The organism is Pseudomonas sp. FP2300 (genome assembly GCF_030687595.1).
Taxonomy (GTDB): Bacteria; Pseudomonadota; Gammaproteobacteria; order Pseudomonadales; family Pseudomonadaceae; genus Aquipseudomonas; species Aquipseudomonas bijieensis.
This window is the reverse complement of record NZ_CP117440.1, coordinates 974,984-999,704: the sequence shown is the minus strand read 5'-3', so window position 1 is coordinate 999,704 and position 24,721 is coordinate 974,984. Positions and strand designations below refer to the sequence as shown.

Sequence of the window (24,721 nt, the reverse complement as noted above, 5' to 3'; positions counted from 1 at the left end):
GCCGTCGCGAAGCGGTGTAAAACGGGGCTCAGTATAACCTGAACCCCGCGTTCAATGGCATCAACGCAGGTCGAGAACGTCCTGCATGTCGTACAAACCCGGCTCGCGGCCATCCAGCCACAGCGCAGCACGTACGGCACCCTTGGCGAAGGTCATCCGGCTCGATGCCTTGTGGGTGATTTCCAGGCGCTCGCCCTCAGTGGCGAACAGCACGGTATGGTCGCCCACCACATCGCCACCGCGCACAGTGGCGAAACCGATGGTATCGCGCTCACGAGCACCGGTATGCCCCTGGCGCCCATACACGGCCACTTCCTGCAGATCGCGACCCAGCGTATCGGCAATCACTTCCCCCATGCGCAAGGCCGTTCCCGAAGGCGCGTCGATCTTGTGGCGGTGGTGCGCCTCGATGATTTCGATATCCGCATCGTCACCCAAGACCCGGGCCGTCATCTCCAGCAGCTTCAGTGACAGGTTCACACCCACGCTGAAGTTCGCCGCGAACACGATCGCAATGTCTTTGCCCGCATCGGCCAGCAACTGCTTTTGCGCGGCATCCAGCCCCGTCGTGCCGATCACCATGGCCTTGCCATGTTTGCGGCAGATCGCGAGGTTTTTCAGCATCACGTCCGGCAGGGTGAAGTCGATCAGCACATCGAACTCGTCGAGCACCTTCTCCAGGCCACCGGACATCGGCACACCGATACGCCCCAGCGAGGCCAGCTCGCCAGCATCGGCACCCACCAGCGTACTGTCGGGCCGCACAATGGCTGCCGTCAGGCCGGAGAGCGGAGAGCGCTGCTGCACCGCCTCGACCAGCGCCTTGCCCATGCGCCCCGCAGCGCCCATCACAGCTATACGTCGCATGCCAACTCCTTACAGGTCGCCGAAGAAGCGCTTCACGCCTTCGAACCAGCCGGTGGTTTTCGGGGAGTGACTGTTGTCATCGGCCAGCGAGCTGCGAAACTCCTCCAGCAACTCACGCTGGCGCCGACTCAGGTTGACCGGAGTCTCCACCGCCACGCGGCACATCAGGTCACCCGCGCCGCCACCACGCACTGGTGCAACGCCCTTGCCACGAATCCGGAACTGCTTGCCGGTCTGCGTACCCTCGGGGATTTTCAACTTGACGCGACCGTCGAGGGTCGGGATCTCAAGCTCACCGCCCAAGGCAGCATCGACGAAGCTGATCGGCACTTCGCAGAACAGGTGCTTGCCGTCACGTTGGAAAATCGAATGCTCGCGCACGTTGATGACCACGTACAGGTCGCCAGTCGGGCCACCCTGGGCACCCGCCTCGCCTTCGCCGGACAGACGAATGCGGTCACCGGTATCGACCCCGGCCGGCACTTTCACCGACAGCGTCTTGTACTCTTCGACACGCCCTTCACCGTGGCAGGAGTCGCACGGGTCGGAAATGATCTTGCCCTGGCCATGGCAACGCGGGCAGGTCTGCTGCACCGAGAAGAAGCCCTGTTGCATGCGGACCTGGCCGATGCCGCCGCAGGTTGGGCACGTAACAGGCGAGGAGCCCTTCTTGGCCCCCGAGCCATCGCACGGCTTGCAATTGACCAGTGTCGGAACACGGATATTCACGGTAGTACCGCGCACCGCCTCTTCCAGGTCCAACTCCAACGTGTAGCGCAGGTCACTGCCACGCTGGGCGCCACCACGGGCACCGCCGCGACCGCCACCGAAGAAATCGCTGAACACATCGCCGAAAATATCGGAGAAATTCTGACCGCCAAAACCGGCACCGCCGCCACCCATGCTTGGGTCGACACCGGCATGACCGTACTGGTCGTAAGCCGCGCGTTTACTGGAATCGGACAGTACTTCGTAGGCCTCGTTGGCCTCCTTGAACATCTCTTCCGACGCTTTGTCGCCGGGATTACGGTCCGGGTGGTGCTTCATCGCCAGGCGACGATAGGCCTTTTTCAGGTCTGCCTCGCTGGCCCCCCGCTCGACACCCAATACTTCGTAAAAGTCACGCTTTGCCATTAGTCTTTGCACTCTTATAGGACGTCCGGCAAACCTCTCCTGAACCTTGCCAAACTCGTTGAGCCCCATACAGGCCCGGACCCAACTCACGTCGATTCAACGATCCTGGTCTTTAATCTTTCAGCCAGGGACCCGGCCAAAACGCGGTGTATGTCGTTCGGAAAGCAGGAGCATTCCCGATCACACCGCCAGCATCCGAGCGTTGTCGCATGCTGTAAAAATTCACTGACTCCAGACACGCCAACGCGGGAGCAAGCTCCCGCGCGGCGACATCCTACCAGCCACCGCACAAATGCAGTCAACCGGCCGACCAACAAGCGATTACTTGTGGTCTTTCACTTCTTCGAACTCAGCGTCAACGACATCGTCGGCTTTTTCGGCCGACTCGCCCTGGGCTGCGCCTTCAGCGGGCTGAGCCTGCTCGGCGTACATCTTCTGGGCCACTGGAGCGGAGACCTTGGACAACTCTTCGATCTTCGCCTCGATGGCAGCCTTGTCGTCGCCTTTGACGGCAGCTTCCAGGGCAACCACAGCCGCTTCGATAGCGGTTTTCTCTTCCGCGGTCACTTTCTCGCCAGCATCGGCGATCATCTTGCGGGTCGAGTGCACCAGGGCGTCGCCCTGGTTGCGGGCGCTAGCCAGTTCTTCGAACTTGCGGTCTTCCTCGGCGTTGACTTCAGCATCGCGAACCATCTGCTGAATTTCTTCCTCGGACAGACCGGAGTTGGCCTTGATCACGATCGACTGGGTCTTGCCGGTGGCCTTGTCTTTCGCGCCGACATGCAGGATGCCGTTGGCGTCGATGTCGAAGGTCACTTCGATTTGTGGCACGCCACGTGGAGCCGGTGGAATCTCGGCCAGGTCGAACTTGCCCAGGGATTTGTTCTGGGCAGCCTGCTTGCGCTCACCTTGCAGCACATGGATGGTCACGGCGCCCTGGTTATCGTCAGCAGTCGAGAACACTTGGGATTTCTTGGTAGGAATCGTGGTGTTTTTCTCGATCAGCGCGGTCATCACGCCACCCATGGTTTCGATACCCAGGGTCAGCGGGCTGACGTCGAGCAGCAGAACGTCCTTCACATCACCGGCCAGAACGGCGCCCTGGATGGCAGCACCCATGGCAACGGCTTCGTCCGGGTTCACGTCCTTACGCGCTTCTTTGCCGAAGAAGTCGGTCACCAGCTTCTGAACCAGCGGCATACGGGTCTGGCCGCCAACCAGGATCACGTCGTTGATCGAGCCAACGTCGATACCGGCATCTTTCATCGCAATGCGGCAAGGCTCGATGGTGCGCTGAACCAGGTCTTCCACCAGCGCTTCAAGCTTGGCGCGGGAGATTTTTACGTTCAGGTGCTTAGGACCGGTGGCGTCTGCAGTGATGTACGGCAGGTTCACGTCGGTCGACTGGCTCGAGGACAGTTCGATCTTGGCTTTTTCAGCGGCTTCTTTCAGGCGCTGCATGGCCAGCGGGTCACCCTTGAGGTTCATGCCGCTTTCTTTCTTGAACTCGTCGACGAGGTAGTCGATCAGGCGGATGTCGAAGTCTTCACCACCGAGGAAGGTGTCACCGTTGGTCGCCAGTACTTCGAACTGGTGTTCGCCATCGACTTCAGCGATCTCGATCACAGAGACGTCGAAGGTACCGCCGCCCAGGTCATAAACGATCACGGTGTGATCGCCCTTGGCCTTGTCCATGCCGTAGGCCAGAGCAGCCGCGGTTGGTTCGTTGATGATACGTTTTACGTCAAGGCCCGCGATGCGGCCGGCGTCTTTGGTCGCCTGGCGCTGGCTGTCGTTGAAGTATGCAGGAACGGTGATGACCGCTTCGGTCACGGCTTCGCCGAGATAATCCTCAGCGGTCTTCTTCATTTTCTTGAGAATTTCAGCCGAGATCTGTGGCGGTGCCATTTTCTGGCCGTTCACTTCAACCCAGGCGTCGCCATTGTCAGCCTTGGCGATTTTGTAAGGCACCATCTTGATGTCTTTCTGAACGACTTCTTCGTCGAACTTGCGACCGATCAGACGCTTCACCGCGTACAGGGTGTTATGCGGGTTGGTCACTGCCTGACGCTTGGCCGACTGGCCAACCAGAATCTCGCCATCGTTGGCGTAAGCGATGATCGACGGCGTGGTACGCGCGCCTTCAGCGTTCTCGATAACTTTGGCCTTGCCGTTTTCCAGCACGGAGACGCACGAGTTGGTGGTCCCCAGGTCGATGCCGATAATCTTGCCCATGTTAACTCTCCCGGAACTTGGATTTTGTTGCCGCAGCAGTGGTGGCTAACTGCGGTAGCACTTAAACGCTTGACTTAATAGATGGGGCCGCTACGACCGATTTCAAGCCTGCTCATCAATAGAAGGCGAAACCGGTGCTGGCGTCTTGCTGACCACGACCATGGCCGGGCGCAACAGACGACCGTTGAGCAGGTAACCCTTCTGGAAAACCTTCAGGACGCTGTTTGGCTCGACGTCGGCACTTTCCTGCATCGCCATGGCCTGATGGTGCTCGGCATTGAAGGGTTCGCCATGCGGATCGAGGGCTTCGAGCTGATAACGCTTGAGGGTGTCCTGGAACATTTTCAGGGTCAGCTCGATGCCCTCACGCATCGGACGGATGTTTTCGTCATCCGGGTTGGACAGTTCCAGGCCGCGCTCCAGGCTGTCGATGATCGGCAGCAGGTCGCCAGCGAAACGCTCCAAGGCAAATTTATGAGCCTTCTCTACATCTTGCTCGGCGCGACGGCGGACATTCTGCAGGTCGGCTGCTACACGCAACGCCTGATCCTGCGCACCGGCCAGTTGCTCTTCGAGCACTTGTACACGTGCCGCCAGGTCTTCACCGGAATCCTGGGAAGCCTGGTTGGCGTCTAGATTTTGCGTATCCTGCGTCTGTTCGTCAGCCATAGATTTCTCCTCTCAACTTCGTCCGCGAGCTCGACTCGCGCTTCTGCCCCGGTATATGGGGTCGGGTTTTCCAGCTTCAAGGGCCATCTGACGAATTAACCTTACAAAAAACAGCTGCATAGTCATTCCTCGAAGCGCTAAGAAAATCTTCCGCCCAAGCAAATCGAGCTAAGCGAGGGCATTGTCAGGCCGAAACAAAACACTGTATAAATAACCAGACCTAAAGCCTGGGAGCGGCCTTATGCTGGTGCACCTGTCCGTACACAACTACGCCATCGTCGAACATCTCGACCTCGAACTTGACCGAGGCATGAGCGTGATCACCGGTGAAACCGGCGCGGGCAAGTCGATCATGCTCGATGCCCTGGGCCTGACGCTGGGCGACCGCGCCGACAGTGGCGTAGTGCGCCCCGGAGCAGACAAGGCCGACATCCTGGCGACGTTCGACCTGGTCGACATCCCCGAGGCCAGCGCCTGGCTGGCCGAGCGCGACCTGGACACCGATGGCCTGTGCATCCTTCGCCGGGTTATCACCGCCGAAGGCCGTTCCCGAGGCTATATCAACGGCACGCCCTGCCCCTTGGGCGATCTCAAGGCCCTTGGCGAACTGCTGATCGACATCCACAGCCAGCATGAACACCAATCCCTGCTCAAGACCGACACCCACCGCCGCTTGCTGGATGAGTATGCCGGCGCCACGGACCTGGCCCGGCAGGTCCAACTGGCGGCCCAACGCTGGCGCCAGACCCGGCAGGAACTGGATCGACTCTCCAACTCCGGCGACGAACAACGCGCCCGTCACCAGTTGCTGAGCTACCAGCTCGAAGAGCTGGAGAACCTGGCCCTGGGTGAAAATGAACTGGAAGAGCTGGAGCAGGAACACAAGAACCTGACCAACGCCGAAACCCTGCTGGGTATCTGCCGCCAAGTGGTCGAGCAATGCAGTGAGAGCGATTCGGGCAATGTGCTCAATGCACTGACAGCGAGCCTGAACCGACTCTCCAGCGTGAACAATTCGGTGGGCGCCTTGAACGAAGCGACCAACCTGCTGACGAGTGCGCAGATCCAGGTCGAAGAGGCCGTCGGGGAGCTGAATCGCTTCCTCGATCATTTCGATGCCGACCCGGCACGCCTGCAATACCTGGAAGAACGCCTGGACACCATCTATACGCTGGCGCGCAAGCACCGCATCCAACCGACCGATGTTGCCGAGCTCCAGCAGCGGCTACTGGACGAACTGGAAACCCTGAACGCCAACGATGAATCCATCGAACGCCTGGGGGACGAACTGGCTTCTTATGCCCGTCATTATCAGGAAAAGGCCAAGGAACTCAGTGAACTGCGCCGGCAGGCCGCAACAGGGCTCGCCTGCGCCGTTGAGCAGGAAATCCAGCGCCTGGGCATGCCCGGCGGGCGCTTCACCATCGAATTGCGCCCCAATGCCGGCGACGAGCTCCAGCCCAATGGACTTGAGCAAGTGGAATTGCTGGTCAGCGCCAACCCCGGACAACCACTCAAGGCCCTGGCCAAAGTCGCCTCCGGCGGCGAATTGTCACGAATCAGCCTGGCTATCCAGGTCATCACCGCACAGACCTCTCGCGTACCGACGCTGGTATTCGACGAAGTGGACGTAGGCATCGGCGGCCCAACCGCGGAAATTGTCGGCCAACTGCTGCGCCGACTGGGTGAGCGTGGCCAAGTGCTGACGGTTACCCACCTGCCCCAAGTCGCCGCCCAGGGACACCAGCATTTGTTCGTGCACAAAGTGCGTGGCGAGGACGCCACCCGCACCGCTGTGTCCAAACTCAACAAAAATGAGCGCGTGGAAGAGGTGGCGCGAATGCTCGGAGGTATCGACCTCACCAAGGAATCCCTGGCCCACGCGAAAAAAATGGTCGTTACCGCGAAAATCTGAGAACGGTGAAAGCACGAAGGCGACCCTGGGGTCGCCTTCGTTCGTTTCGCGAACCTTAAGTCCGCGCGACATGCTTACTTTTTCTTGCGTACATACAGCACGAGATTGTGATCAACCATCTCGAAGCCATACTTGTCGACGATTGCTTTCTGCAGCCGCTCGATTTCTTCGTCGAAGAATTCGATCACTTCACTGGTCTCGACGTTGACCATATGGTCGTGATGCTTGCCGTCGTCCAGCTCGAAGACCGCGTGGCCTCCGTCGAAGTTGTGCCGCACCACAAGGCCAGCTGCCTCGAACTGGGTCAGAACACGGTAAACCGTGGCCAGACCGACGTCCTCACCAGCCTCCATAAGCGCCTTGTAGACATCCTCGGCACTCATGTGGCGTTGCTCGGCGGAATCGAGCATTTGTAGAATCTTGACCCTTGGCAGGGTCACTTTGAGGCCGGCTTTGCGTAGTTCGCTATTTTCAACCATGGTCAGCTTTCTCGCGATGCTGCTTCGCAGCTTCTCTTAATGCGGGTATGATCGGCGTTTACGTTGTCCCAGCCAAGATAGTGGAAGTCGCCCACCGATGCAAAACACCAAGCTCTTGCTAACCAGTTTCACCTTTGTGGGACTGCTCGCACTCGCCGGTTGTTCATTCCCCGGGGTTTACAAAATCGACATCCAGCAGGGCAATGTCGTCACGCAGGACATGATAGACCAGTTACGCCCGGGAATGACCCGCCGGCAAGTACGGTTTATCATGGGTAACCCTCTGTTGACCGACACGTTCCACGCCGATCGCTGGGATTATCTGTACAGCTTGCAGCCAGGCGGCGGCGAGCGCCAACAGGAACGCATCAGCGTTATCTTCAACTCTAACGACCAACTCGTCAGCCTGTCGGGCGATTTCATGCCCGGCGTGAGCCGCGACGAGGCCATCATGGGCAAGGATAGCGGCACTACCGTTACCGATCCGACCCAGAACGCCGAACAGCCGAAACCGGAAAAACCGGCCAAGCCAGGTTCGTTGCTGGACCAGATCCAGAAGGACGTGGACAAAGTCGAGACCGTACCAGTCCCGACGCCAGAGCCCCTGGATACTTCGCCGCAATAAGTCGCAACATGAAAAAACCCGGCATGCCGGGTTTTTTATTGCCTGCGATTCAAGCGAGTTACTGATCGGATTGGCGCGCTTGAGCAGCCTTGGCCGCCCGCAATCGACGAATTTCTTTAGGATCGGCCAGCAAAGGTCGATAAATCTCCAGCCGATCACCCGCCTGGACCACCTGCCGATCAGGATCGGTGACCACTTTGCCAAAAATCCCCACCGGGCAGGTCGCCAGATCCAGTTCCGGGAACGCATCGGTAATGCCCGATGCCTTCAGCGCCGCGCGAACACTCGTGCCTTGCTGCACGGAAAATGTGCGCAGGACCTGGCGGTCGACGCTGGCATACACCACTTCTATCTCAATCAACGCTTGAGCTCGGCATTCTGCTTGGCCCGCTGGCAGAACGCGTCGACCAGGGTATTGGCGGCCTGATTGAACAGCGGCCCCAACGTCGCTCGCACCAATGGGCCGGCGTAGTCGAACGACAGGTCCAGGCTGATCTTGCAGGCCTTATCGCCCAGCGGCTTGAACACCCAGACGCCGTGGAGCTGATTGAAGGGCCCCTCTTCCAGGTTCATCTCGATGGATTGCCCTGGCACCAGCGTATTGCGCGTGACGAAACGCTGGCTCAAGCCGCTCTTGGCAATGTTGAGGCTGGCGCGCATATGAATTTCAGAGCTCTCCAGCACCTCGGCGGATGCGCACCACGGCAGGAACTCCGGGTAGCTCGCCACATCGTTGACCAGGTCGTACAGCGCCTGCGCCGGGTAGGGCAGCAAGGCCGAGCGTTGAATATGTGTCGTCATGTAAGCGTCACTTCCACAGCTGGGCGGCAAACACTACGAGAATGCCGATGGGCGCCACATAGCGCATCAAGAACAGGCTCAAGGCAAACAAAACCGGGCTGCGCAGCGACAATTCATCACGCACCGCTTCACGCCCCATGACCCATCCTGCAAACACCACGAAACACAAACCACCCAATGGCAGCATGATCCGTGATGTGAAGAAATCAATCACGCCGAAGAAATCCAGTCCTCCGGTTGCGCCCCACTGGTAGAGATGAAACAACCCGCCTTCGTTCACGAAAAACTTCGCTTGCTTCCATATATTGAAGGAAAACACCGTGCCCAGGCCGACAAACCAGCAGGTGAAAGCCAGCCAGAAGGTCACCCAGGCGCGGCTGATGCGGGTCCGTTCAACCAAGTAGGCCACCATGGGTTCCAGCAGGGAAATGGCCGAGCTCCAGGCCGCGATGGCCACCAGGACAAAAAACACCACGCCCATCAATTGGCCGAAGGCCATGCTGCCGAAGGCAAAGGGCAGGCTGACAAACATCAACCCCGGCCCCTCGCTCGGGTTCAGGCCAGCGGCGAACACAATCGGAAACAATGCCACGCCCGCCAACAGCGACACGAAGGTATCCAGCAGTGCCACGCCAAAGACGGTCCGGGTCAAGGATGCGTTCTTGGGCATGTAGGCGCCGTAGATCATGATCGAGCCGACCCCGACGCTCAGGGAGAAAAACGCGTGTCCCATCGCCGGTAACAGGCCATCCAGGACTTTCTCTGGCTGGAAGTCGAACATGAAGTGCACGCCTTCCATGAAATGCCCGGTGGTCATGCTGTAGCCCAGCAGCACCAGGATCATCACGAACAGCAACGGCATCATGATCCGCAGGCTGCGCTCAAGCCCGGCGACCACGCCCCGGGCAATCACCACCGCCGAGAGCACCATGAAGATCGTGTGCCAGAGGGTCAGCCTCCAGGGATCGGAGATCACGTTGCCGAAGTAGGCGCCTACCTGATCCGGCGTGGCCCCCTGGAAGTCCCCGCGCCCCATGTCGATGATGTAGTCCAGCGACCAGCCACCGACCACGCTATAGAAAGACAGGATCAACAGCGCCGTGATCATCCCGGCGAAGGCGCCCCACGACCATTTGGTCGAATGCCCCGCTTCCACCGCCAGCACCTTCAGGGCATTGGCCGGGCTTTGCCGGGCCCGACGACCAATCAGGGTTTCAGCCAGCATCACCGGAGCGCCGATGAGCGCAATGCACGCCAGGAACATCAGTACGAAGGCGCCGCCACCGTAGACGCCGACCATGTACGGAAACTTCCAGATACTACCCAGCCCCACGGCAGAACCGGTCGCCGCGAGTATGAAGACCCAACGGCTAGCCCAACTGCCGTGGACAGAAACCTTGTCTGTCGACATCGTGATCACGCCCAAGCGTTCAAAAAAGAGGCCGCATTGTCCGGGATTCACTCAACGTGCTCAAGCACGCAGCTTCACCGTAGCCGACACGCACGCAACTGCCTATAATGCCGCCCCTATGGCTAAACAGAAGAAACACCCCACAGGGACCATCGCGCAAAATAAAAAGGCGCGACACGATTACTTCATCGAACAACGTTTCGAGGCTGGCATGGTCCTGGCCGGTTGGGAAGTAAAGAGCTTGCGTGCCGGCAAGGCGCAGTTGGTTGACAGTTATGTGCTGCTCAAGGACGGCGAAGCCTGGCTGCTGGGCAGTCATATCACGCCGCTGACAACCGCCAGCACCCACGTGATCGCCGATCCGGTGCGCTCGCGCAAGCTGCTGCTCAACAAGCGCGAGCTGGAAAAACTCTTCGCGTCCGTGCAGCAGAAAGGCTACGCCTGCGTCTGTACGTCACTGTACTGGAGCAAGCACTTGATCAAGTGCGAAATTGCCCTGGGCAAGGGCAAGAAGGAATACGACAAGCGCGATACCGAACGCGAACGCGACGCCGGTCGCGAGTTGCAGCGCGCGGTGCGCAACAAGGGTAAGGAAGACTAGCCCGCTCTACCGCATCCAGTGTGGGAGCGAGCCTGCTCGCGATGACGGTGTCACATCCGACATTGATGTGCCAGACACACCGCTTCGCGAGCAGGCTCGCTCCCACAGGTTCCGCATTCACTCCAAGAACCCACAGCTACATGCCTTTACGCCGCTCCGCCCGCGCCACCCGCTGCACTTCCTGGCGCACCTCTTCCAAGACTTCCTGCACATACAAGATATGCCGGCTCGACACTTCCCGAGCCAGCTCGGCGTGCCCATCCATAATGGCTTGATACAACTCTCGGTGCTGGCTGATCAGCATGTCGCGGGTTTCACTGCGCTGCTTGTACATGCCGCCGATGTTGGTCACCACGTTGCGCTTGAGCAGGTCGAACAACCCACGAATGGTGTGCAACAACACCGCATTGTGACTGGCTTCAGCAATCGCCAAGTGAAAACGGGCATCCGCCGCGCCCTCCTCCGCCCGACTCACCTCTTCGTGGCGCGAATAACAATCCTGTAGCGCTTCGAACGCCGCCGTCAGCCGCTCGCGGTCCACATCCGTGGCCCGCAGTGCTGCGTAGTACGCGCAGGAGGCTTCCAGCGTATGGCGAAACTCCAGCAAGTCACGCTGCGCCTCGGGGTTGCTCTCCAGCAATTGCAACAGCGGATCACTGAACGTCGAGCCCAGCGACTCCACCACATAATTGCCGCCGCCCTGGCGACTGACCAGCAGGCCCTTGGCCGCCAGTTTCTGGATCGCCTCGCGCAACGAAGGGCGTGACACGCCGAACTGTTCAGCCAGAGCCCGCTCAGCCGGCAACCGCTCACCGGACTTCAACGTGCCCTCGAGGATCATTCCTTCAAGCCGCTCGACAATATCGTCAGACAAACGGCGCTGACGAATCTGATCAAACCCCATAACTCGATTCTCCACGATCCCGACGGCTCGCCGGGCTCTCTATTCTGGCCCATCCGGGGCTTATCCACACCCATCAAAAACCGTTTGCATCAACGGATCAGATGCCGTCTGCACCGCTTATTCGACGAAAGTTTCAGGGCGGCAAATTGACACACGACAACCAAGGCTTTTACCCTAGCCAACAGCGATTGTAAATTGGTATTACCAATTAACCAAAAACGCTGGCAGTGCCTGACCAACAACAATTAGGGGCCCACCCACTATGCAAACCTGGCAACAGCTCTACAGCCCGCTCGGCAGTCTTGGCTTATCCGCACTCGCGGCCGTCATTCCCATCGTATTTTTCTTCCTGGCCCTGGCGGTGTTTCGCCTCAAGGGGCACGTGGCCGGCAGCATCACCCTGGCCCTGGCCATTGCCGTGGCGATTTTCGCGTTCAACATGCCTGCGGACATGGCGTTTGCCGCCGCCGGCTATGGTTTTGCCTATGGCCTGTGGCCCATCGCCTGGATCATTGTCGCCGCCGTGTTCCTCTACAAACTGACGGTCAAGAGTGGTCAGTTCGAGGTGATTCGCAGCTCGGTGCTGTCGATTACCGATGACCAACGCCTGCAAGTGCTGTTGATCGGCTTTTGCTTCGGCGCGTTCCTGGAAGGCGCCGCCGGTTTTGGTGCTCCGGTGGCAATCACTGCCGCCCTGCTGGTCGGCCTGGGCTTCAACCCCCTGTACGCCGCGGGTCTGTGCCTGATCGCCAACACTGCCCCGGTAGCGTTTGGCGCGCTGGGTATTCCAATTATCGTGGCCGGCCAGGTCACCGGGATCGACGCCTTCAAGATCGGCGCCATGACCGGTCGCCAACTGCCCTTGCTATCGCTGTTCGTGCCGTTCTGGCTGGTGTTCATGATGGACGGCCTGCGCGGCGTGCGGGAAACCTGGCCAGCCGCGCTGGTGGCAGGCTTGAGCTTCGCCATTACCCAATACTTCACGTCCAACTTCATCGGCCCGGAACTGCCAGACATCACCTCGGCCCTGGCCAGCCTGATTTCCCTGACCCTGTTCCTGAAAGTCTGGCAGCCCAAGCGCACCGCGGGCGCCCAGATTGCCGGCGCCACTGCCAGCGCAGCGGTTACCGCCAGCGCCGGCGGTTTCGGCCAACCGCGCAGCACCGTGGCTTCGCCCTACAGCCTGGGGGAAATTATCAAGGCCTGGTCGCCGTTCCTGATCCTGACCGTGCTGGTGACGATCTGGACCCTGAAACCGTTCAAGGCGATGTTCGCCGCTGGCGGGTCCATGTACGGCTGGGTGTGCAACTTCGCCATCCCGCACCTGGACCAGATGGTGATCAAGGTCGCACCCATCGTGATCAACCCCACCGCCATTCCGGCCGTGTTCAAGCTTGACCCGATTTCCGCGACCGGCACGGCGATTTTCTTCTCCGCGCTGATCTCGATGCTGGTGCTGAAGATCAACATCAAAACTGGTCTTACCACTTTTAAAGAGACCTTTTTCGAACTGCGCTGGCCGATCCTGTCCATCGGTATGGTGCTGGCGTTCGCCTTCGTTACCAACTTCTCGGGCATGTCGTCGACCATGGCCCTGGTGCTGGCTGGAACAGGCGCGGCGTTCCCGTTCTTCTCGCCGTTCCTGGGTTGGCTGGGTGTGTTCCTGACCGGTTCCGATACTTCGTCCAACGCCCTGTTCAGCTCGCTGCAAGCCACCACCGCGCACCAACTCGGCGTCAACGACACCTTGCTCGTCGCGGCGAACACCAGTGGCGGCGTGACCGGCAAGATGATTTCGCCACAATCGATCGCCGTGGCCTGCGCGGCTACCGGGCTGGTGGGCAAGGAATCGGATCTGTTCCGTTTCACCCTCAAACACAGCCTATTCTTTGCAACGATTGTCGGCCTGATCACGTTGGCCCAGGCCTACTGGTTCACCGGCATGCTGGTTCATTAAGTCCTACACGCAATACTGGAAAAACCGACGCCGAACCGTGATTCGGCGTCTGCTATTCACAACCGGGTCTGCAAGGCTGCTGAAAGATTTCCTGGCTATATTCAGCAGCCTCAGCGGACGGATAACCGGGACCACCCGGAGACACGCCTGATGAGCGAGCTTTTTTACAACGCCGTACCCAACGCGACCCGCGTCGCCCCGCCATTGCCCGAACCTCGGCAGTACCCCAGCGAGAAACCTCGTCGGGTCTACCTGTTCGGAACGTGTGTGGTGGACCTGTTCTATCCCGAAGCGGGGATGGATGCGATTCATCTGCTGGAGCGCGAAGGGATCCGGGTGGACTACCCGCAAGGGCAAAGTTGCTGCGGTCAGCCGGCCTACACCTCGGGCTACACCGAGCAGGCGCGGACGGTGGCGCGGGCGCAACTGGCCTTGTTTGCCGAAGATTATCCGGTGGTGGTGCCCTCGGGTTCCTGCGCCGGCATGCTACGCGAGCATTACGCCGACTTGTTCAAGGACGAGCCGGAGACGCTCAAGCAGGTCCAGGCCCTGGCGGCGCGGACCTATGAACTGGCCGAATTCCTGCTGTTTGTCTGCAAGGTGCAGCTGCAGGACAGCGGCAAGCCGGTAAAAATCGCGCTGCACACGTCCTGCTCGGCACGGCGTGAAATGAACACCCACCTGCACGGTCGCGCATTGCTCGCGCAGTTGTGCAATGTGGAACGCGTCGAGCACGGCCAAGAAAGTGAATGCTGTGGTTTTGGTGGGACGTTCAGCGTGCGCATGCCGGATATTTCCGGTGCGATGGTGGCCGACAAGACCCGAGCGCTGAAGAAATCCGGCGCACATCAGGTCGTCAGCGCCGACTGCGGTTGCTTGATGAACATCAACGGCGCGCTGGAAAAACAGCAGGAGGCGTTACGCGGCCAGCATCTGGCGAGTTTCCTCTGGCAGCGTACCGGAGGTGCCGCATGAGCACGCCGACGCTGATCCCGACCATTGAGGTGCAGGAAGATTTTCGCGCCCGGGCTCACAAGGCTTTGGACGACACGCAACTGCGAAACAACTTTCGCAGCGCGATGGACTCACTGATGACCAAGCGGGCAACGTCCTTCAGCGATGCCCACGAAAGAGAACACCTGCGGGTGCTGGGCAATGCGGTCCGCGCCCGCGCGTTATCCAAGCTGCCCGACCTGCTCGAGCAACTTGAAACCAACCTGACCCGCAACGGTGTGAACGTGCACTGGGCGGAGACGGTGGACGAGGCCAATGGCATCGTCCTCTCGATCATCCGGGCTCACGAGGCGCGGCAAGTGATCAAGGGCAAATCGATGGTCAGCGAAGAGATGGAGATGAACCATTTCCTCGAGGCTCGGGACATTGAATGTCTCGAGTCCGACATGGGGGAGTACATCGTCCAGCTCGATCACGAGAAGCCTTCACACATCATTATGCCGGCGATCCACAAGAACGCCGGTCAGGTCGCGTCCTTGTTCCACGACAAACTCGGCGTGGAGTACACCAAGGACGTTGACCAACTCATTCAGATCGGTCGCAAGGTATTACGGCAGAAATTCTTTGAAGCCGACATCGGCGTCTCCGGCGTCAACTTCGCCGTCGCCGAAACCGGCACGCTGCTGCTGGTGGAAAACGAAGGCAACGGGCGGATGTCCACCACCGTACCGCCGGTGCACATCGCCGTGACCGGCATCGAAAAAGTCGTGGAAAACCTGCGCGATGTCGTGCCACTGCTTTCACTGCTGACCCGCTCGGCTCTCGGCCAGCCGATCACCACCTACGTCAACATGATCTCCGGCCCACGCAAGCCTGACGAACTGGATGGCCCCCAAGAGGTTCACCTGGTGCTACTGGACAACGGTCGTAGCCAGGCGTTTGCCGACAGCGAATTGCGCCAGACCCTGAACTGCATCCGCTGCGGCGCCTGTATGAATCATTGCCCGGTCTATACCCGAATCGGCGGTCATGCCTACGGCGAGGTGTACCCGGGGCCTATCGGAAAAATCATCACGCCGCACATGGTCGGCCTGGCCAAGGTGCCGGACCACCCGAGCGCGTCTTCACTGTGCGGCGCTTGCGGTGAAGTGTGTCCGGTAAAAATTCCAATCCCGGCTTTGCTGCGGCGGCTGCGGGAAGAAAACGTCAAGGCGCCGGACAGCCCGAACCCAGTGATGCGCGGCCAGGGCAGCAAATACTCGCCCAAGGAACGCTTCATCTGGAATGCCTGGGCTCGGCTCAACAGTTCGCCGCGACTGTATCGGCTGTTCGGTTTCCTCGCCACGCGCCTGCGCGCCCTGACGCCTAAAAACGTCGGCCCGTGGACCCAGAACCACAGCGCCCCCAAACCCGCCGCCCGCTCATTGCATGACCTGGCCCGCGAACACCTGAACCAGCAGGGAGACCGTTGATGAGCGCCAAGGACAATATCCTCGCCAAGCTGCGTAAAAGCCTGACAGGCGCCACACCGGTTGCCGACAACTTCGATGTCGACCTGGTGACGCAAACGTACCGCTATGCGCCCGAAGAACGTATCCCGCAATTGCGCAAGCTGATGGAGGCGGTGCACACCGAAATCCATCTGACGTCCGGTGACGACTGGCCCGCGCTGCTGGCGCAGTTGCTGCGTGACCGCCAGTTGCCGAGCCTGCTCATCGCCCCGACCACGCCGCACGGGCAAAAAATCACACAGTTCTGGGCGAACAATCCAGACCTGCCAGCACTCAAGGCCTACGACCGGCCAATAGAGGAATGGAAGACCGAGTTATTCAATGACACCCCGGCCAGTCTGACCGGAACCCTCGGCGCCATCGCCGCCACCGGCAGCCTGATCCTCTGGCCTACGCGGGAAGAGCCGCGCCTGATGAGCCTGGTGCCACCGGTGCATTTCGCTCTGCTCAAGGCCAGCGAAATCCGCGACAACTTCTATGAGGTGCAGCAGGAATTCGAATGGGCCCAAGGCATGCCCACCAACGCCCTGCTGGTGTCCGGCCCGTCCAAGACCGCCGACATCGAACAAGTCCTGGCCTATGGCGCCCATGGTCCGAAGGATCTGGTGGTTTTGATTCTGGAGGACCAATGACCCTTCCGGCCTCTTTCCTGCATGACGTACAGCAACTGATTCCGCAAAAACGACGTTTCGACGATCCGCTGTCGACCTTGGCCTTCGGCACCGACGCCAGTTTCTATCGGCTGATTCCGAAACTGGTGGTACGGGTCGAATCCGAAGATGAAGTGATCGCCCTGCTGAAACTGGCCCAACGGGACCAGGTCCCGGTCACCTTCCGCGCCGCCGGCACCAGCCTGTCCGGACAAGCCATCAGCGACTCGGTGCTGATTGTGCTTGGGGATAACTGGAACGGCCGCGAGATTCGCAAACAAGGTACACAGATTCGCTTGCAACCCGGCGTGATCGGCGCCCAGGCCAACGCCTGGCTGGCACCGTTCGGGCGCAAGATCGGCCCTGATCCAGCCTCGATCAACGCCTGCAAGATCGGCGGTATTGTCGCCAACAACGCCAGTGGCATGTGCTGCGGCACCGCGCAGAACACCTATCACACCTTGGCCGGCATCCGCCTGGTACTGGCCGATGGCACGCGTCTGGACACCGAAGACGACGCCAGCGTGGCGGCTTTTCGTACAAGCCATGGCGAACTGCTGGAACGCCTGGCCAATCTGGGTCGCGAAACCCGCGCCAACACCGAACTGGCTGCGCGAATTCGCCACAAATACCGTCTGAAAAATACCACCGGCCTGTCACTCAATGCCCTGGTGGATTTCGACGAGCCTGTGGATATCTTGAGCCACCTGCTGGTGGGCTCCGAAGGCACCCTGGGTTTCATCAGCGCGGTGACCTACAACACCGTCATCGACCATCCGAACAAAGCCTCGGCGCTGATTGTGTTCCCGGATGTGGAAACCTGCTGCAACGCCGTCACCGTGCTGAAGAGCCAGCCCGTCTCGGCCGTGGAACTGCTGGACCGCCGCAGCCTGCGCTCGGTGCAGGACAAGCCGGGCATGCCGGATTTCGTACAGCATCTGTCGATCAATGCCTGCGCCCTGCTGATCGAATCCCGAGCCGCCTCCTCGTCGTTGCTACAAGAGCAACTGACCCGAATCATGGCCTCGCTGGCCGGCTTCCCAGTGGAAAAACAGGTCGACTTTACCGAAGACCCACGGGAAAACGCCCGGCTCTGGGCGATCCGTAAAGACACCTTTCCAGCCGTGGGCGCCGTACGCAAAACCGGGACCACGGTCATCATCGAAGACGTGACCTTTCCGGTGGAGCAACTGGCCATCGGCGTAAACCGCCTGATCGAGCTGTTCGACAAACATCACTACGACGAAGCGATCCTTTTCGGCCACGCGCTGGAAGGTAATCTGCACTTCGTCTTCACCCAAGGCTTCAACAACCCTGAAGAAGTCGCACGCTACCAGGCGTTCATGGATGACGTGGCGCAATTGGTGGCGGTGGAATTCGGCGGTTCGCTGAAGGCCGAACACGGCACCGGGCGCAACATGGCGCCGTTCGTCGAGCTGGAATGGGGCAGCGATGCCTATCAATTGATGTGGCAGCTCAAACGCCTGCTCGACCCTAAAGGCATCCTCAACCCGGACGTGGTGCTCAGCGAAGATCCGCAGATCCATCTCAAGCACCTCAAACCGCTGCCGGCCGCCGATGAGATTGTGGACAAGTGCATCGAGTGCGGCTTCTGTGAACCTGTGTGCCCTTCCAAGGACCTGACCTTGAGCCCGCGCCAGCGCATCGTGATCTGGCGCGATATTCAGGCGAAGAAACGCGCCGGCACCGACACCACCGAACTGGAACGAGCCTACCAATACCAGGGCATCGATACCTGCGCCGCTACAGGCTTGTGTGCACAACGTTGCCCGGTAGGCATCAATACCGGCGAGCTGGTGAAAAAGCTGCGCAGCCGTGACGCGACAAGGACGAAAACTGCCGATTGGATTGAAGGAAATTTCGCCACCACACTGCAAGGCGCACGCTTTGCCCTGCACGTCGCCAACGGTGCGCGCATGCTGCTGGGAGCGCCCCGCCTGGCGAAACTGTCGGCCTCATTGACGCGTCTATCCAAGGGCCAGGTTCCGCAGTGGACCAACGCCATGCCCCAGCCGGAAAAGGCCATCCGCGTAAGCATTGCCGTGTCGGACGAACGCCCGAGGGTGGTGTACCTGGCGGCGTGCGTGTCGCGGGTGATGGGCCCGGCGGCAGGGGATAAAGAGCAGATGTCGCTGTACGAAAAAACCCAACGACTGCTGGAAAAGGCCGGCTACCAGGTCATCTTTCCCGACAACGTGGACAGCCTCTGCTGCGGCCAACCGTTTGCATCCAAAGGCTACGTCGAACAGGCCGAGCACAAACGCCAGGAACTGATCGGCGCATTGCTGCATGCCAGCCGCGGCGGGCTCGATCCGATCTACTGCGACACCAGCCCCTGCACGTTGCGGCTGGTCCAGGACCTTGGCGATGTGCGCCTGGATCTGTACGACCCGGTGCGCTTCATTCGCACCCATCTGATGGATCGTCTCGACTTCACCCCCCAAGAAGCGCCCATCGCGGTGCACGTCACGTGCAGCACGCAACACCTTGGCGAAAGCCAGGCGCTGATCGACCTGGCGCGCAAGTGCAGCAAGAACGTGGTCATCCCGGAAGGCATTCACTGCTGCGGTTTCGCTGGCGACAAAGGCTTCACCACACCGGAGTTGAACGCCCATTCGCTGCGCACGCTCAAGGACGCGGTGCAGCATTGCAGCGAAGGAATTTCCACCAGCCGCACCTGTGAGATCGGTCTTACGCAGCACGGCGCCATTGACTACCACGGGCTGGTCTACTTAGTGGATCGGGTGACCCAGGCCAGGACGACCTAAAGAAAAATAGAACCCTGGCGCAGGGTCGCAGTCCACTGATCAAGTCCCGCAAATGCGGGACCGTCCCTAAATTGGTAGCCGTACTGATGGCCGGCGATGCCTGCCCTCGGTTCAAGGAGAGACACATGAAACGCTCTGTACTGCTAGGTCTGTTCGTCACTGCCTCCATGCTGGCGTCGTCCTCGTTTGCCGCTGGCGGCACCGAAGATCTCTGTGAGGCCAACCTGCAAACCATTGCCAACGCCAAAAACCAAATCAAGGCGCCGGACGTCAGTGCACGCGTTGAGGCCAGCGTCCAGCAAGCCAAGGCGTATCAAGCCCAGAACACCAAGGAAGGCACCGAAAAATGCATCTCCGAAACCACCCAGACCATCCAGGATATCCAGAAGGTCAGTAAAGACGGTAAAAACTCCTGACCGCCTCGGGCCAACCTTCGGGTTGGCCTCGGACGCGGATTGGCGTACACTGCAGATGCTTGCCGCTTCAATAGCTTCAAGAAGCGCCAGGCTCGGGGCCGTTTAGGATTCGACGCCGGTTGCGAAACTTTAGGTGCATGCCGAGTTGGTAACAGAACTCGTAAATCCACTGTTGCAACTTCCTATAGTTGCCAATGACGAAACCTACGGCCAGGAATACGCTATCGCTGCGTAAGCAGCCTTAGATCCTGAGCTTCTGGTACCTTCGGGTCCAGCAATCACCAGGGGATGTCTGTAAACCCAAAGTGATTGTCATATAGAACAGAATCGCCGTGCAGTACGTTGTGGACGAAGCGGCTAAAACTTACACAACTCGCCCAAAGCACCCTGCCCGTCGGGTCGCTGAGGGTTAACTTAATAGACACGGCTACGCATGTAGTACCGACAGCGGAGTACTGGCGGACGGGGGTTCAAATCCCCCCGGCTCCACCAAATTAGCTATACAAATCAGGCACTTAGCGTTTATCGCAAGTGCCTTTTTTGTGCCTAGATGGGTGGTTTTGGCTCGGTTATGCCAGCTTAATGACAGCATCTGCGATGATCATCTCCTGCATTCGCGCTAAGCTCAGGCGATAACCAGGAGCGGTGCAAAGATGAATGAAAACGCAGAAGGACCTGACAGCTATCATTCACGCGCGAAGGAAGCCGAGGCTTTCGTGACGTCGACCAAAGGCCCAAGACACGTAGCGAACGAAGTCAAAGACTGCATACTGGCTTCTACGGCCGCTGGGCTAGCCGCGATGACCGCGCTGGCGATGGCAGGCATATACGGTGAACGCTTCGAAAATATAACTATCATCGTCGCAATGAGTGCCGGCGCTTTGAGATTCTTCGTGAGTCGACTTGAGCAGAGAGAGTGGCAAAATGCTTGGATCCGAAGCATGGAACAAACCGCACCGGTAGATTAATGCCGCCGTTATGCGAGGGAGTCGAGCGATGAACACTCTTTTTCTCTTAATGGCTCAATATCATGGCCAGACGGTTGTATCCTTGAGTCGGGTATGCGCCGACTATTTCACTCACCTGACACCAGCAAATCTACTAACAAAGGTCTCCTCAGGTGAGATTGACCTACTGATTGTCTCCATGGAGCTGAACGAAAAAACTGCACGAGGCGTTCATCTGTCGGATCTTGCTGATTACATTGATCGACAGCGAGATAGAGCCAAGCTTGAGCTTGATCGGACGAGGAAGCAGGCTACGAAATCCTTGAGCCAAGAGCCGCGCGAATTCGAAAAACCTGAGGCTGATACATTTTCTCAACCTAGAGAGTCAAATGATCTTAGTCGACAACCGATCCTTTTCATTAGGCTAGCTGAAGTAAAGCGAATTACAGGTATGTCGACTAGTACGATCTACAAAATGGTGAGTCAGAGCACATTTCCACGACAAGTTAAATTAGGTGGTCGAGCTGTGGCCTGGATTAGGGCAGAGGTAATCGAGTGGTGCGATCTTCGAATCAAAAAGTCCAGAATGCTAGAGAGTGAGAACTAGGGATGTAGCAGAACAGCCAAAAAAATCACATCTCTCATCACAAAAATCGGACCTCCCATGCCCAACTCAGCCCTGCTCTGCTTTACAAGATCAACGAAAATCAGCTCGCGCTCGAGGCAGCCATTATGGATTGTCCAACTGGGTGGAGCAGCAAGGATCGCCAGAAGTCTCCGACAATGTGCTCGGCGCCCTGGACGCCATCGACAAGAATGAAGAGTTCATCAAGCTGACGCTCGCGGTGCTGATGGCGCCCGAGTGATAATCGGTCTCAGCCAGCGTTATCCGCGGCTGTCGCCTTTACTTCAACAATCGACAGAACGTTTTCCGGCGCTTTTTTGGTTTGAAATCGCCCCCCAGCTGACCGGACAGGATATTTAATAGGAGTCGACTTACACACAGAGCCCCATACATGTCGACACATGCCCCCAAGAAATACCTGATCAGTCACACCTCTCTTCAGCACTGCTTCGACAAGAGCCGCTCCGGACTAGAAAAGCTGCGCGAAACCGATGCCAGCTTCCCTCGCCCCATCAAATTTGGCCCGAGCAAACAGGCTGGGGTTTACTTCGTTGTCGCAGAGGTGGAAGCCTGGCTGGAGAGCAAGATCAGCGAGCGTGATGGTATCGCTCTGGATCTCGCCGGGCGAGAAGAGCAATGACTACACACGAGCAGATACCGTCGTTCTTAGCAGAGATGCCCGCGCCAGCATTTGCCGCATACATGAACTCTAACATTGCGCCAAAACCACTACCGAGCGGGTTGGCCAGGGTCATGCCCTGGTTTGATGAACTATTGCCTACTGCTCTTCAGGAGTACGTGCGAGATGTTGCTGAACGTACCCAGTGCCCACCTGATTTTGTTGGGGTCGCGCTTATTGTGGCAGTCAGCACAGTAGTCGGGCGCAAATTCAGCGTCTATCCGAAACAGAACGATGACTGGATGGTCGTTCCAAACCAGTGGGGCGTCATCATCGGGCGACCGTCTGCGATGAAAACGCCGGCACTCAAACAGGCCCTGCTTCCATTGCGAGCCTTAGATGCCAAAGCGCGAGAACGCTATAGCCAAGCTGAAGCCGAGCACAAGGCCGCTGGCGAGCTTTACGACATGAAGCGCAATGCAGCCAGGGTAAAAGCCAGAAAGCTTTACAGTGGTGGTGACGAGAATGCAGCTCAGGAAGAACTGAAACGTCACTCAAGCGAGAACCCGCCCCCAATTCAGCGGCGCTACATCGTCAACGACGCAACAGTCGAAAAACTCGGCGAGCTGCTCAACGAGAATCCAAACGGCCTCGTAGTTGAGCGTGACGAGCTGGGGGGCTGGCTGGCAACGATGCAGAGCGAAGATGGTTCGGTTGCGCGAGCATTTTATTTGGAATGTTTCGACGGCAACGGCTCATTCACCTATGACCGTATCGGCCGAGGAACCATTTATATCAAGTCATGTTGTTTATCGTTGATCGGTGGGATTCAACCCTCACGAATTGCGTCCCTTGTAAACGCTGCCGTCAGCGGCGAACTGGATGATGGCCTGATTCAGCGCCTGCAGCTGGCGGTATATCCCGACGATGTTCGAGAGTGGCGCTATATCGACCGCTGGCCGAACAAAATCGCCGCTGAGCGCGTCTCGGAGGTTATCGAACAGCTCGACCAGATACCTGATGAGCCTCACTCTGCCCTCAGATTTACTCCAGAAGCCCAGGAGAAGTTTATCGCCTGGTATACCTCCCACATGCAAGTAAGCAGGAGCGATCATCTTCACCCCGCATTGCAATCCCATTACCTGAAAATGCCGAAAACCATTGCAGGCTTAGCCCTCCTATTTGAGCTGATTGAAGGCGAACGGGAAGCCGTGGGCGCTGAGTCCACTGACCGCGCCATCAACTGGGCGAACTACCTGATGAGCCACGCCCAGCGGCTGTACGGGGCGGCAATCAACGCATCACTAATCGCTGCGCGACTGATTCTGGAGCGCCAGCAGAAATTGCCCGAGCCATTTACTGCCCGAGAGGTGCGCCAGAAGGATTGGACAGGATTAGGCACGCAGGACGCGGTAAATAATGCGCTCACCGTTCTAGCTGAACATGACTTCATCGTTGGCTACGAGGTGGCCGGAGAAAAAGGTGGCCGCCCATCGATTCGCTATGTCTGGCGAAAAACGTAGATTAACCCAACCTGTTCACTAAATAGACCGGTAGGGCGACCTACAAAACCTACGAAACCTAGTTCTGTAGGTTTCGTAGGTAGCCCATATCCCTGGCAGGGATAAAAACTGCCACAACAACAACAGTGATCTCCGAGTTCATACTTACTTGGATGAGCCGGCTACCTAGGTCGTGACTCACGCCTCTGCGAAGTAGTCGCTGTCGAGCTGCTTCACCTCGTACACCTGCTTAACGCTCACCCCCAGGTTGTTCTCCACCATCAGACGCGCCAGCTCAACACCGTCGATCAGCACCACCTTGATATCCAGCCCCAGCGCTGCAGTACGGGCACCATCGGAAAAGTCCGAAGTGGTGATAAACACGCCCTTTCGCGCTCGCTGGCGGGTTAAGGCTCCGATGAACTTGTCGATCTCCGGGCGATGCACCGTGTTTGTCCAGCGCTTGGCTTGCAGGTAGATCACGTCAAGACCGAGCTTGTCTTCTTTGATGATGCCGTCGATACCTCCATCATTGGTCGCTTGAGTCGCCTTGCCGGCTTCCTTGCGCGAACCGCCGTAGCCCATGGCTATCATCAGATCGACCACCAGCTGTTCAAAGAAGCCAGGTGTCGCTGCCCGCACTTGCGCCAGGAGCTCGTCTGCCAGCGACTGCACTAATGCCTGATGCGCTTCGGCCAACTGCTCATCCGGCGTGGTCTCGGAAATCTCAATGTCCAGCGCAGCAGGTAAATAAGCTACTTGAGGCTTGGCGGTATGGAAGTTAGCGAACTCGGGGAACTGCTTTAACCACCTCACCGTGATGCGCTCCGGCCCATTGGCCAGGGCATTGAGTCCGCGCGGCGTGATCTGCACCATGCCCTTGGCGGGAATGCACAGCAGCCCGGCCTTATTCAGGTAGGTGCGAGCCCAGCCCACACGGTTGTTGATCACCGTCTGATGGCCTGATGGCAGGCGTTCCTTGCGCTCATCCTCGCTTAGCTGGAACTGATCGGCCACCCGCTCGCGCAACTCATTGAGCGGTAACGGCACACCGTTCTGCACAGTGGCCAGCACCGGCCGCATCACGCTTTGAAAATCCGGAATTGCCAT

At 58.8% G+C, this 24,721-nt stretch carries 23 protein-coding genes, 1 other RNA gene and 1 pseudogene; 15 read left to right on the top strand and 10 right to left on the bottom strand.

The window, feature by feature from the left end; all coding sequences use genetic code 11:
• Positions 1–60: 60 nt before the first annotated feature.
• From dapB to grpE, 4 genes are all read right to left on the bottom strand, one after another.
• Positions 61–867 (bottom strand): 4-hydroxy-tetrahydrodipicolinate reductase, encoded by an 807-nt coding sequence (gene dapB, locus PSH86_RS04240; RefSeq protein WP_109753480.1) that lies wholly within the window; start codon positions 865–867, stop codon positions 61–63.
• 9 nt (positions 868–876) lie between these two features.
• The gene (dnaJ, locus tag PSH86_RS04235) at positions 877–2,001 is read right to left on the bottom strand and encodes a molecular chaperone DnaJ (protein WP_109753479.1); all 1,125 of its coding nucleotides are present in this window, start codon (positions 1,999–2,001) and stop codon (positions 877–879) included.
• Between the two features lie 321 nt (positions 2,002–2,322).
• Positions 2,323–4,236 (bottom strand): molecular chaperone DnaK, encoded by a 1,914-nt coding sequence (gene dnaK, locus PSH86_RS04230; RefSeq protein WP_109753478.1) that lies wholly within the window; start codon positions 4,234–4,236, stop codon positions 2,323–2,325.
• A gap of 102 nt (positions 4,237–4,338) precedes the next feature.
• Positions 4,339–4,905: a nucleotide exchange factor GrpE gene (gene grpE / locus PSH86_RS04225; protein ID WP_109753477.1), complete on the bottom strand. Its 567-nt coding sequence runs from the start codon at positions 4,903–4,905 to the stop codon at positions 4,339–4,341.
• Positions 4,906–5,146: 241 nt separating this feature from the next.
• On the opposite strand from grpE, the gene recN reads away from it, so the two are divergent.
• Complete coding sequence (gene recN / locus PSH86_RS04220) at positions 5,147–6,820, top strand: DNA repair protein RecN (RefSeq protein ID WP_109753476.1); 1,674 nt, start codon at positions 5,147–5,149, stop codon at positions 6,818–6,820.
• A 74-nt stretch (positions 6,821–6,894) separates the two neighbouring features.
• Here the strand turns inward: recN and fur are convergent, their stop codons facing one another.
• Positions 6,895–7,299: a ferric iron uptake transcriptional regulator gene (gene fur / locus PSH86_RS04215; protein WP_003197684.1), complete on the bottom strand. Its 405-nt coding sequence runs from the start codon at positions 7,297–7,299 to the stop codon at positions 6,895–6,897.
• A 97-nt stretch (positions 7,300–7,396) separates the two neighbouring features.
• Between fur and PSH86_RS04210 the strand changes: the two genes are divergently transcribed.
• A complete protein-coding gene (locus PSH86_RS04210; RefSeq protein WP_109753475.1) occupies positions 7,397–7,924 on the top strand; it encodes an outer membrane protein assembly factor BamE in 528 nt (175 codons plus the stop codon).
• 58 nt (positions 7,925–7,982) lie between these two features.
• Here the strand turns inward: PSH86_RS04210 and PSH86_RS04205 are convergent, their stop codons facing one another.
• From PSH86_RS04205 to PSH86_RS04195, 3 genes are read right to left on the bottom strand one after another with little or no spacing between them, the layout of a single operon-like run.
• Positions 7,983–8,285, bottom strand: coding sequence for an RnfH family protein (locus PSH86_RS04205; protein ID WP_176688636.1), 303 nt, complete (start codon positions 8,283–8,285; stop codon positions 7,983–7,985).
• Positions 8,282–8,725, bottom strand: coding sequence for a type II toxin-antitoxin system RatA family toxin (locus PSH86_RS04200; protein ID WP_116834150.1), 444 nt, complete (start codon positions 8,723–8,725; stop codon positions 8,282–8,284). Before PSH86_RS04200 ends, PSH86_RS04205 begins: the two co-directional genes overlap by 4 nt.
• A 7-nt stretch (positions 8,726–8,732) precedes the next feature.
• Positions 8,733–10,136: a sodium-dependent transporter gene (locus tag PSH86_RS04195; RefSeq protein ID WP_109753718.1), complete on the bottom strand. Its 1,404-nt coding sequence runs from the start codon at positions 10,134–10,136 to the stop codon at positions 8,733–8,735.
• A gap of 118 nt (positions 10,137–10,254) precedes the next feature.
• Here PSH86_RS04195 and smpB point away from each other — a divergent pair, with 118 nt between their 5' ends.
• Positions 10,255–10,737 (top strand): SsrA-binding protein SmpB, encoded by a 483-nt coding sequence (smpB, locus tag PSH86_RS04190; RefSeq protein WP_030139770.1) that lies wholly within the window; start codon positions 10,255–10,257, stop codon positions 10,735–10,737.
• 136 nt (positions 10,738–10,873) lie between these two features.
• On the opposite strand, the gene PSH86_RS04185 is transcribed toward smpB, so the two are convergent.
• Positions 10,874–11,641, bottom strand: a complete 768-nt coding sequence (locus PSH86_RS04185) for a GntR family transcriptional regulator (RefSeq protein ID WP_109753472.1) — start codon at positions 11,639–11,641, stop codon at positions 10,874–10,876.
• Between the two features lie 262 nt (positions 11,642–11,903).
• Between PSH86_RS04185 and PSH86_RS04180 the strand changes: the two genes are divergently transcribed.
• The 12 genes and pseudogenes from PSH86_RS04180 (at position 11,904) to PSH86_RS04120 (ending at position 23,632) form a co-directional block, all read left to right on the top strand.
• Positions 11,904–13,598 carry a lactate permease LctP family transporter gene (locus tag PSH86_RS04180; RefSeq protein WP_305488084.1) on the top strand — a complete coding sequence of 565 codons (1,695 nt, stop codon included), beginning with the start codon at positions 11,904–11,906 and terminating at the stop codon, positions 13,596–13,598.
• A 150-nt stretch (positions 13,599–13,748) separates the two neighbouring features.
• Entirely contained in the window at positions 13,749–14,573 is an 825-nt protein-coding gene (locus PSH86_RS04175; RefSeq protein ID WP_305488082.1) for a (Fe-S)-binding protein, read from the top strand.
• Complete coding sequence (locus PSH86_RS04170) at positions 14,570–16,024, top strand: LutB/LldF family L-lactate oxidation iron-sulfur protein (protein ID WP_109753469.1); 1,455 nt, start codon at positions 14,570–14,572, stop codon at positions 16,022–16,024. The genes PSH86_RS04175 and PSH86_RS04170 overlap by 4 nt, the downstream gene beginning before the upstream one ends.
• On the top strand, positions 16,024–16,695 hold the full coding sequence (locus tag PSH86_RS04165; protein WP_305488076.1) for a lactate utilization protein: 672 nt from the start codon (positions 16,024–16,026) through the stop codon (positions 16,693–16,695). The genes PSH86_RS04170 and PSH86_RS04165 overlap by 1 nt, the downstream gene beginning before the upstream one ends.
• Complete coding sequence (locus tag PSH86_RS04160; RefSeq protein WP_305488073.1) at positions 16,692–19,502, top strand: FAD-binding and (Fe-S)-binding domain-containing protein; 2,811 nt, start codon at positions 16,692–16,694, stop codon at positions 19,500–19,502. Before PSH86_RS04165 ends, PSH86_RS04160 begins: the two co-directional genes overlap by 4 nt.
• Before the next feature lie 125 nt (positions 19,503–19,627).
• Positions 19,628–19,918 (top strand): hypothetical protein, encoded by a 291-nt coding sequence (locus tag PSH86_RS04155; RefSeq protein ID WP_176688641.1) that lies wholly within the window; start codon positions 19,628–19,630, stop codon positions 19,916–19,918.
• A gap of 94 nt (positions 19,919–20,012) precedes the next feature.
• Positions 20,013–20,410: a transfer-messenger RNA gene (gene ssrA / locus PSH86_RS04150) on the top strand.
• Positions 20,411–20,571: 161 nt separating this feature from the next.
• Entirely contained in the window at positions 20,572–20,886 is a 315-nt protein-coding gene (locus tag PSH86_RS04145) for a hypothetical protein (RefSeq protein ID WP_305488069.1), read from the top strand.
• A 28-nt stretch (positions 20,887–20,914) separates the two neighbouring features.
• On the top strand, positions 20,915–21,472 hold the full coding sequence (locus PSH86_RS30520; RefSeq protein ID WP_370873735.1) for a pyocin activator PrtN family protein: 558 nt from the start codon (positions 20,915–20,917) through the stop codon (positions 21,470–21,472).
• A 29-nt stretch (positions 21,473–21,501) separates the two neighbouring features.
• A pseudogene (locus tag PSH86_RS04130) lies at positions 21,502–21,731 on the top strand (hypothetical protein).
• A gap of 150 nt (positions 21,732–21,881) precedes the next feature.
• Positions 21,882–22,130, top strand: a complete 249-nt coding sequence (locus PSH86_RS04125) for an AlpA family transcriptional regulator (protein ID WP_305488066.1) — start codon at positions 21,882–21,884, stop codon at positions 22,128–22,130.
• A complete protein-coding gene (locus PSH86_RS04120) occupies positions 22,127–23,632 on the top strand; it encodes a YfjI family protein (protein ID WP_305488063.1) in 1,506 nt (501 codons plus the stop codon). The genes PSH86_RS04125 and PSH86_RS04120 overlap by 4 nt, the downstream gene beginning before the upstream one ends.
• Positions 23,633–23,809: 177 nt before the next feature.
• On the opposite strand, the gene PSH86_RS04115 is transcribed toward PSH86_RS04120, so the two are convergent.
• Positions 23,810–24,721: a restriction endonuclease gene (locus PSH86_RS04115; RefSeq protein WP_305488060.1), complete on the bottom strand. Its 912-nt coding sequence runs from the start codon at positions 24,719–24,721 to the stop codon at positions 23,810–23,812.

Excerpts from the sequence above, each read along its gene's own strand:
- dapB (WP_109753480.1), bottom strand. The coding sequence starts at position 867 with ATGCGACGTATAGCTGTGATGGGCGCTGCGGGGCGCATGGGCAAGGCG.
- dnaJ (WP_109753479.1), bottom strand. The coding sequence starts at position 2,001 with ATGGCAAAGCGTGACTTTTACGAAGTATTGGGTGTCGAGCGGGGGGCC.
- dnaK (WP_109753478.1), bottom strand. The coding sequence starts at position 4,236 with ATGGGCAAGATTATCGGCATCGACCTGGGGACCACCAACTCGTGCGTC.
- grpE (WP_109753477.1), bottom strand. The coding sequence starts at position 4,905 with ATGGCTGACGAACAGACGCAGGATACGCAAAATCTAGACGCCAACCAG.
- recN (WP_109753476.1), top strand. The coding sequence starts at position 5,147 with ATGCTGGTGCACCTGTCCGTACACAACTACGCCATCGTCGAACATCTC.
- fur (WP_003197684.1), bottom strand. The coding sequence starts at position 7,299 with ATGGTTGAAAATAGCGAACTACGCAAAGCCGGCCTCAAAGTGACCCTG.
- PSH86_RS04210 (WP_109753475.1), top strand. The coding sequence starts at position 7,397 with ATGCAAAACACCAAGCTCTTGCTAACCAGTTTCACCTTTGTGGGACTG.
- PSH86_RS04200 (WP_116834150.1), bottom strand. The coding sequence starts at position 8,725 with ATGACGACACATATTCAACGCTCGGCCTTGCTGCCCTACCCGGCGCAG.
- PSH86_RS04195 (WP_109753718.1), bottom strand. The coding sequence starts at position 10,136 with ATGTCGACAGACAAGGTTTCTGTCCACGGCAGTTGGGCTAGCCGTTGG.
- smpB (WP_030139770.1), top strand. The coding sequence starts at position 10,255 with ATGGCTAAACAGAAGAAACACCCCACAGGGACCATCGCGCAAAATAAA.
- PSH86_RS04185 (WP_109753472.1), bottom strand. The coding sequence starts at position 11,641 with ATGGGGTTTGATCAGATTCGTCAGCGCCGTTTGTCTGACGATATTGTC.
- PSH86_RS04180 (WP_305488084.1), top strand. The coding sequence starts at position 11,904 with ATGCAAACCTGGCAACAGCTCTACAGCCCGCTCGGCAGTCTTGGCTTA.
- PSH86_RS04175 (WP_305488082.1), top strand. The coding sequence starts at position 13,749 with ATGAGCGAGCTTTTTTACAACGCCGTACCCAACGCGACCCGCGTCGCC.
- PSH86_RS04170 (WP_109753469.1), top strand. The coding sequence starts at position 14,570 with ATGAGCACGCCGACGCTGATCCCGACCATTGAGGTGCAGGAAGATTTT.
- PSH86_RS04165 (WP_305488076.1), top strand. The coding sequence starts at position 16,024 with ATGAGCGCCAAGGACAATATCCTCGCCAAGCTGCGTAAAAGCCTGACA.
- PSH86_RS04160 (WP_305488073.1), top strand. The coding sequence starts at position 16,692 with ATGACCCTTCCGGCCTCTTTCCTGCATGACGTACAGCAACTGATTCCG.
- PSH86_RS04155 (WP_176688641.1), top strand. The coding sequence starts at position 19,628 with ATGAAACGCTCTGTACTGCTAGGTCTGTTCGTCACTGCCTCCATGCTG.
- PSH86_RS04145 (WP_305488069.1), top strand. The coding sequence starts at position 20,572 with ATGAATGAAAACGCAGAAGGACCTGACAGCTATCATTCACGCGCGAAG.
- PSH86_RS30520 (WP_370873735.1), top strand. The coding sequence starts at position 20,915 with ATGAACACTCTTTTTCTCTTAATGGCTCAATATCATGGCCAGACGGTT.
- PSH86_RS04125 (WP_305488066.1), top strand. The coding sequence starts at position 21,882 with ATGTCGACACATGCCCCCAAGAAATACCTGATCAGTCACACCTCTCTT.
- PSH86_RS04120 (WP_305488063.1), top strand. The coding sequence starts at position 22,127 with ATGACTACACACGAGCAGATACCGTCGTTCTTAGCAGAGATGCCCGCG.
- PSH86_RS04115 (WP_305488060.1), bottom strand. The coding sequence starts at position 24,721 with ATGGCAATTCCGGATTTTCAAAGCGTGATGCGGCCGGTGCTGGCCACT.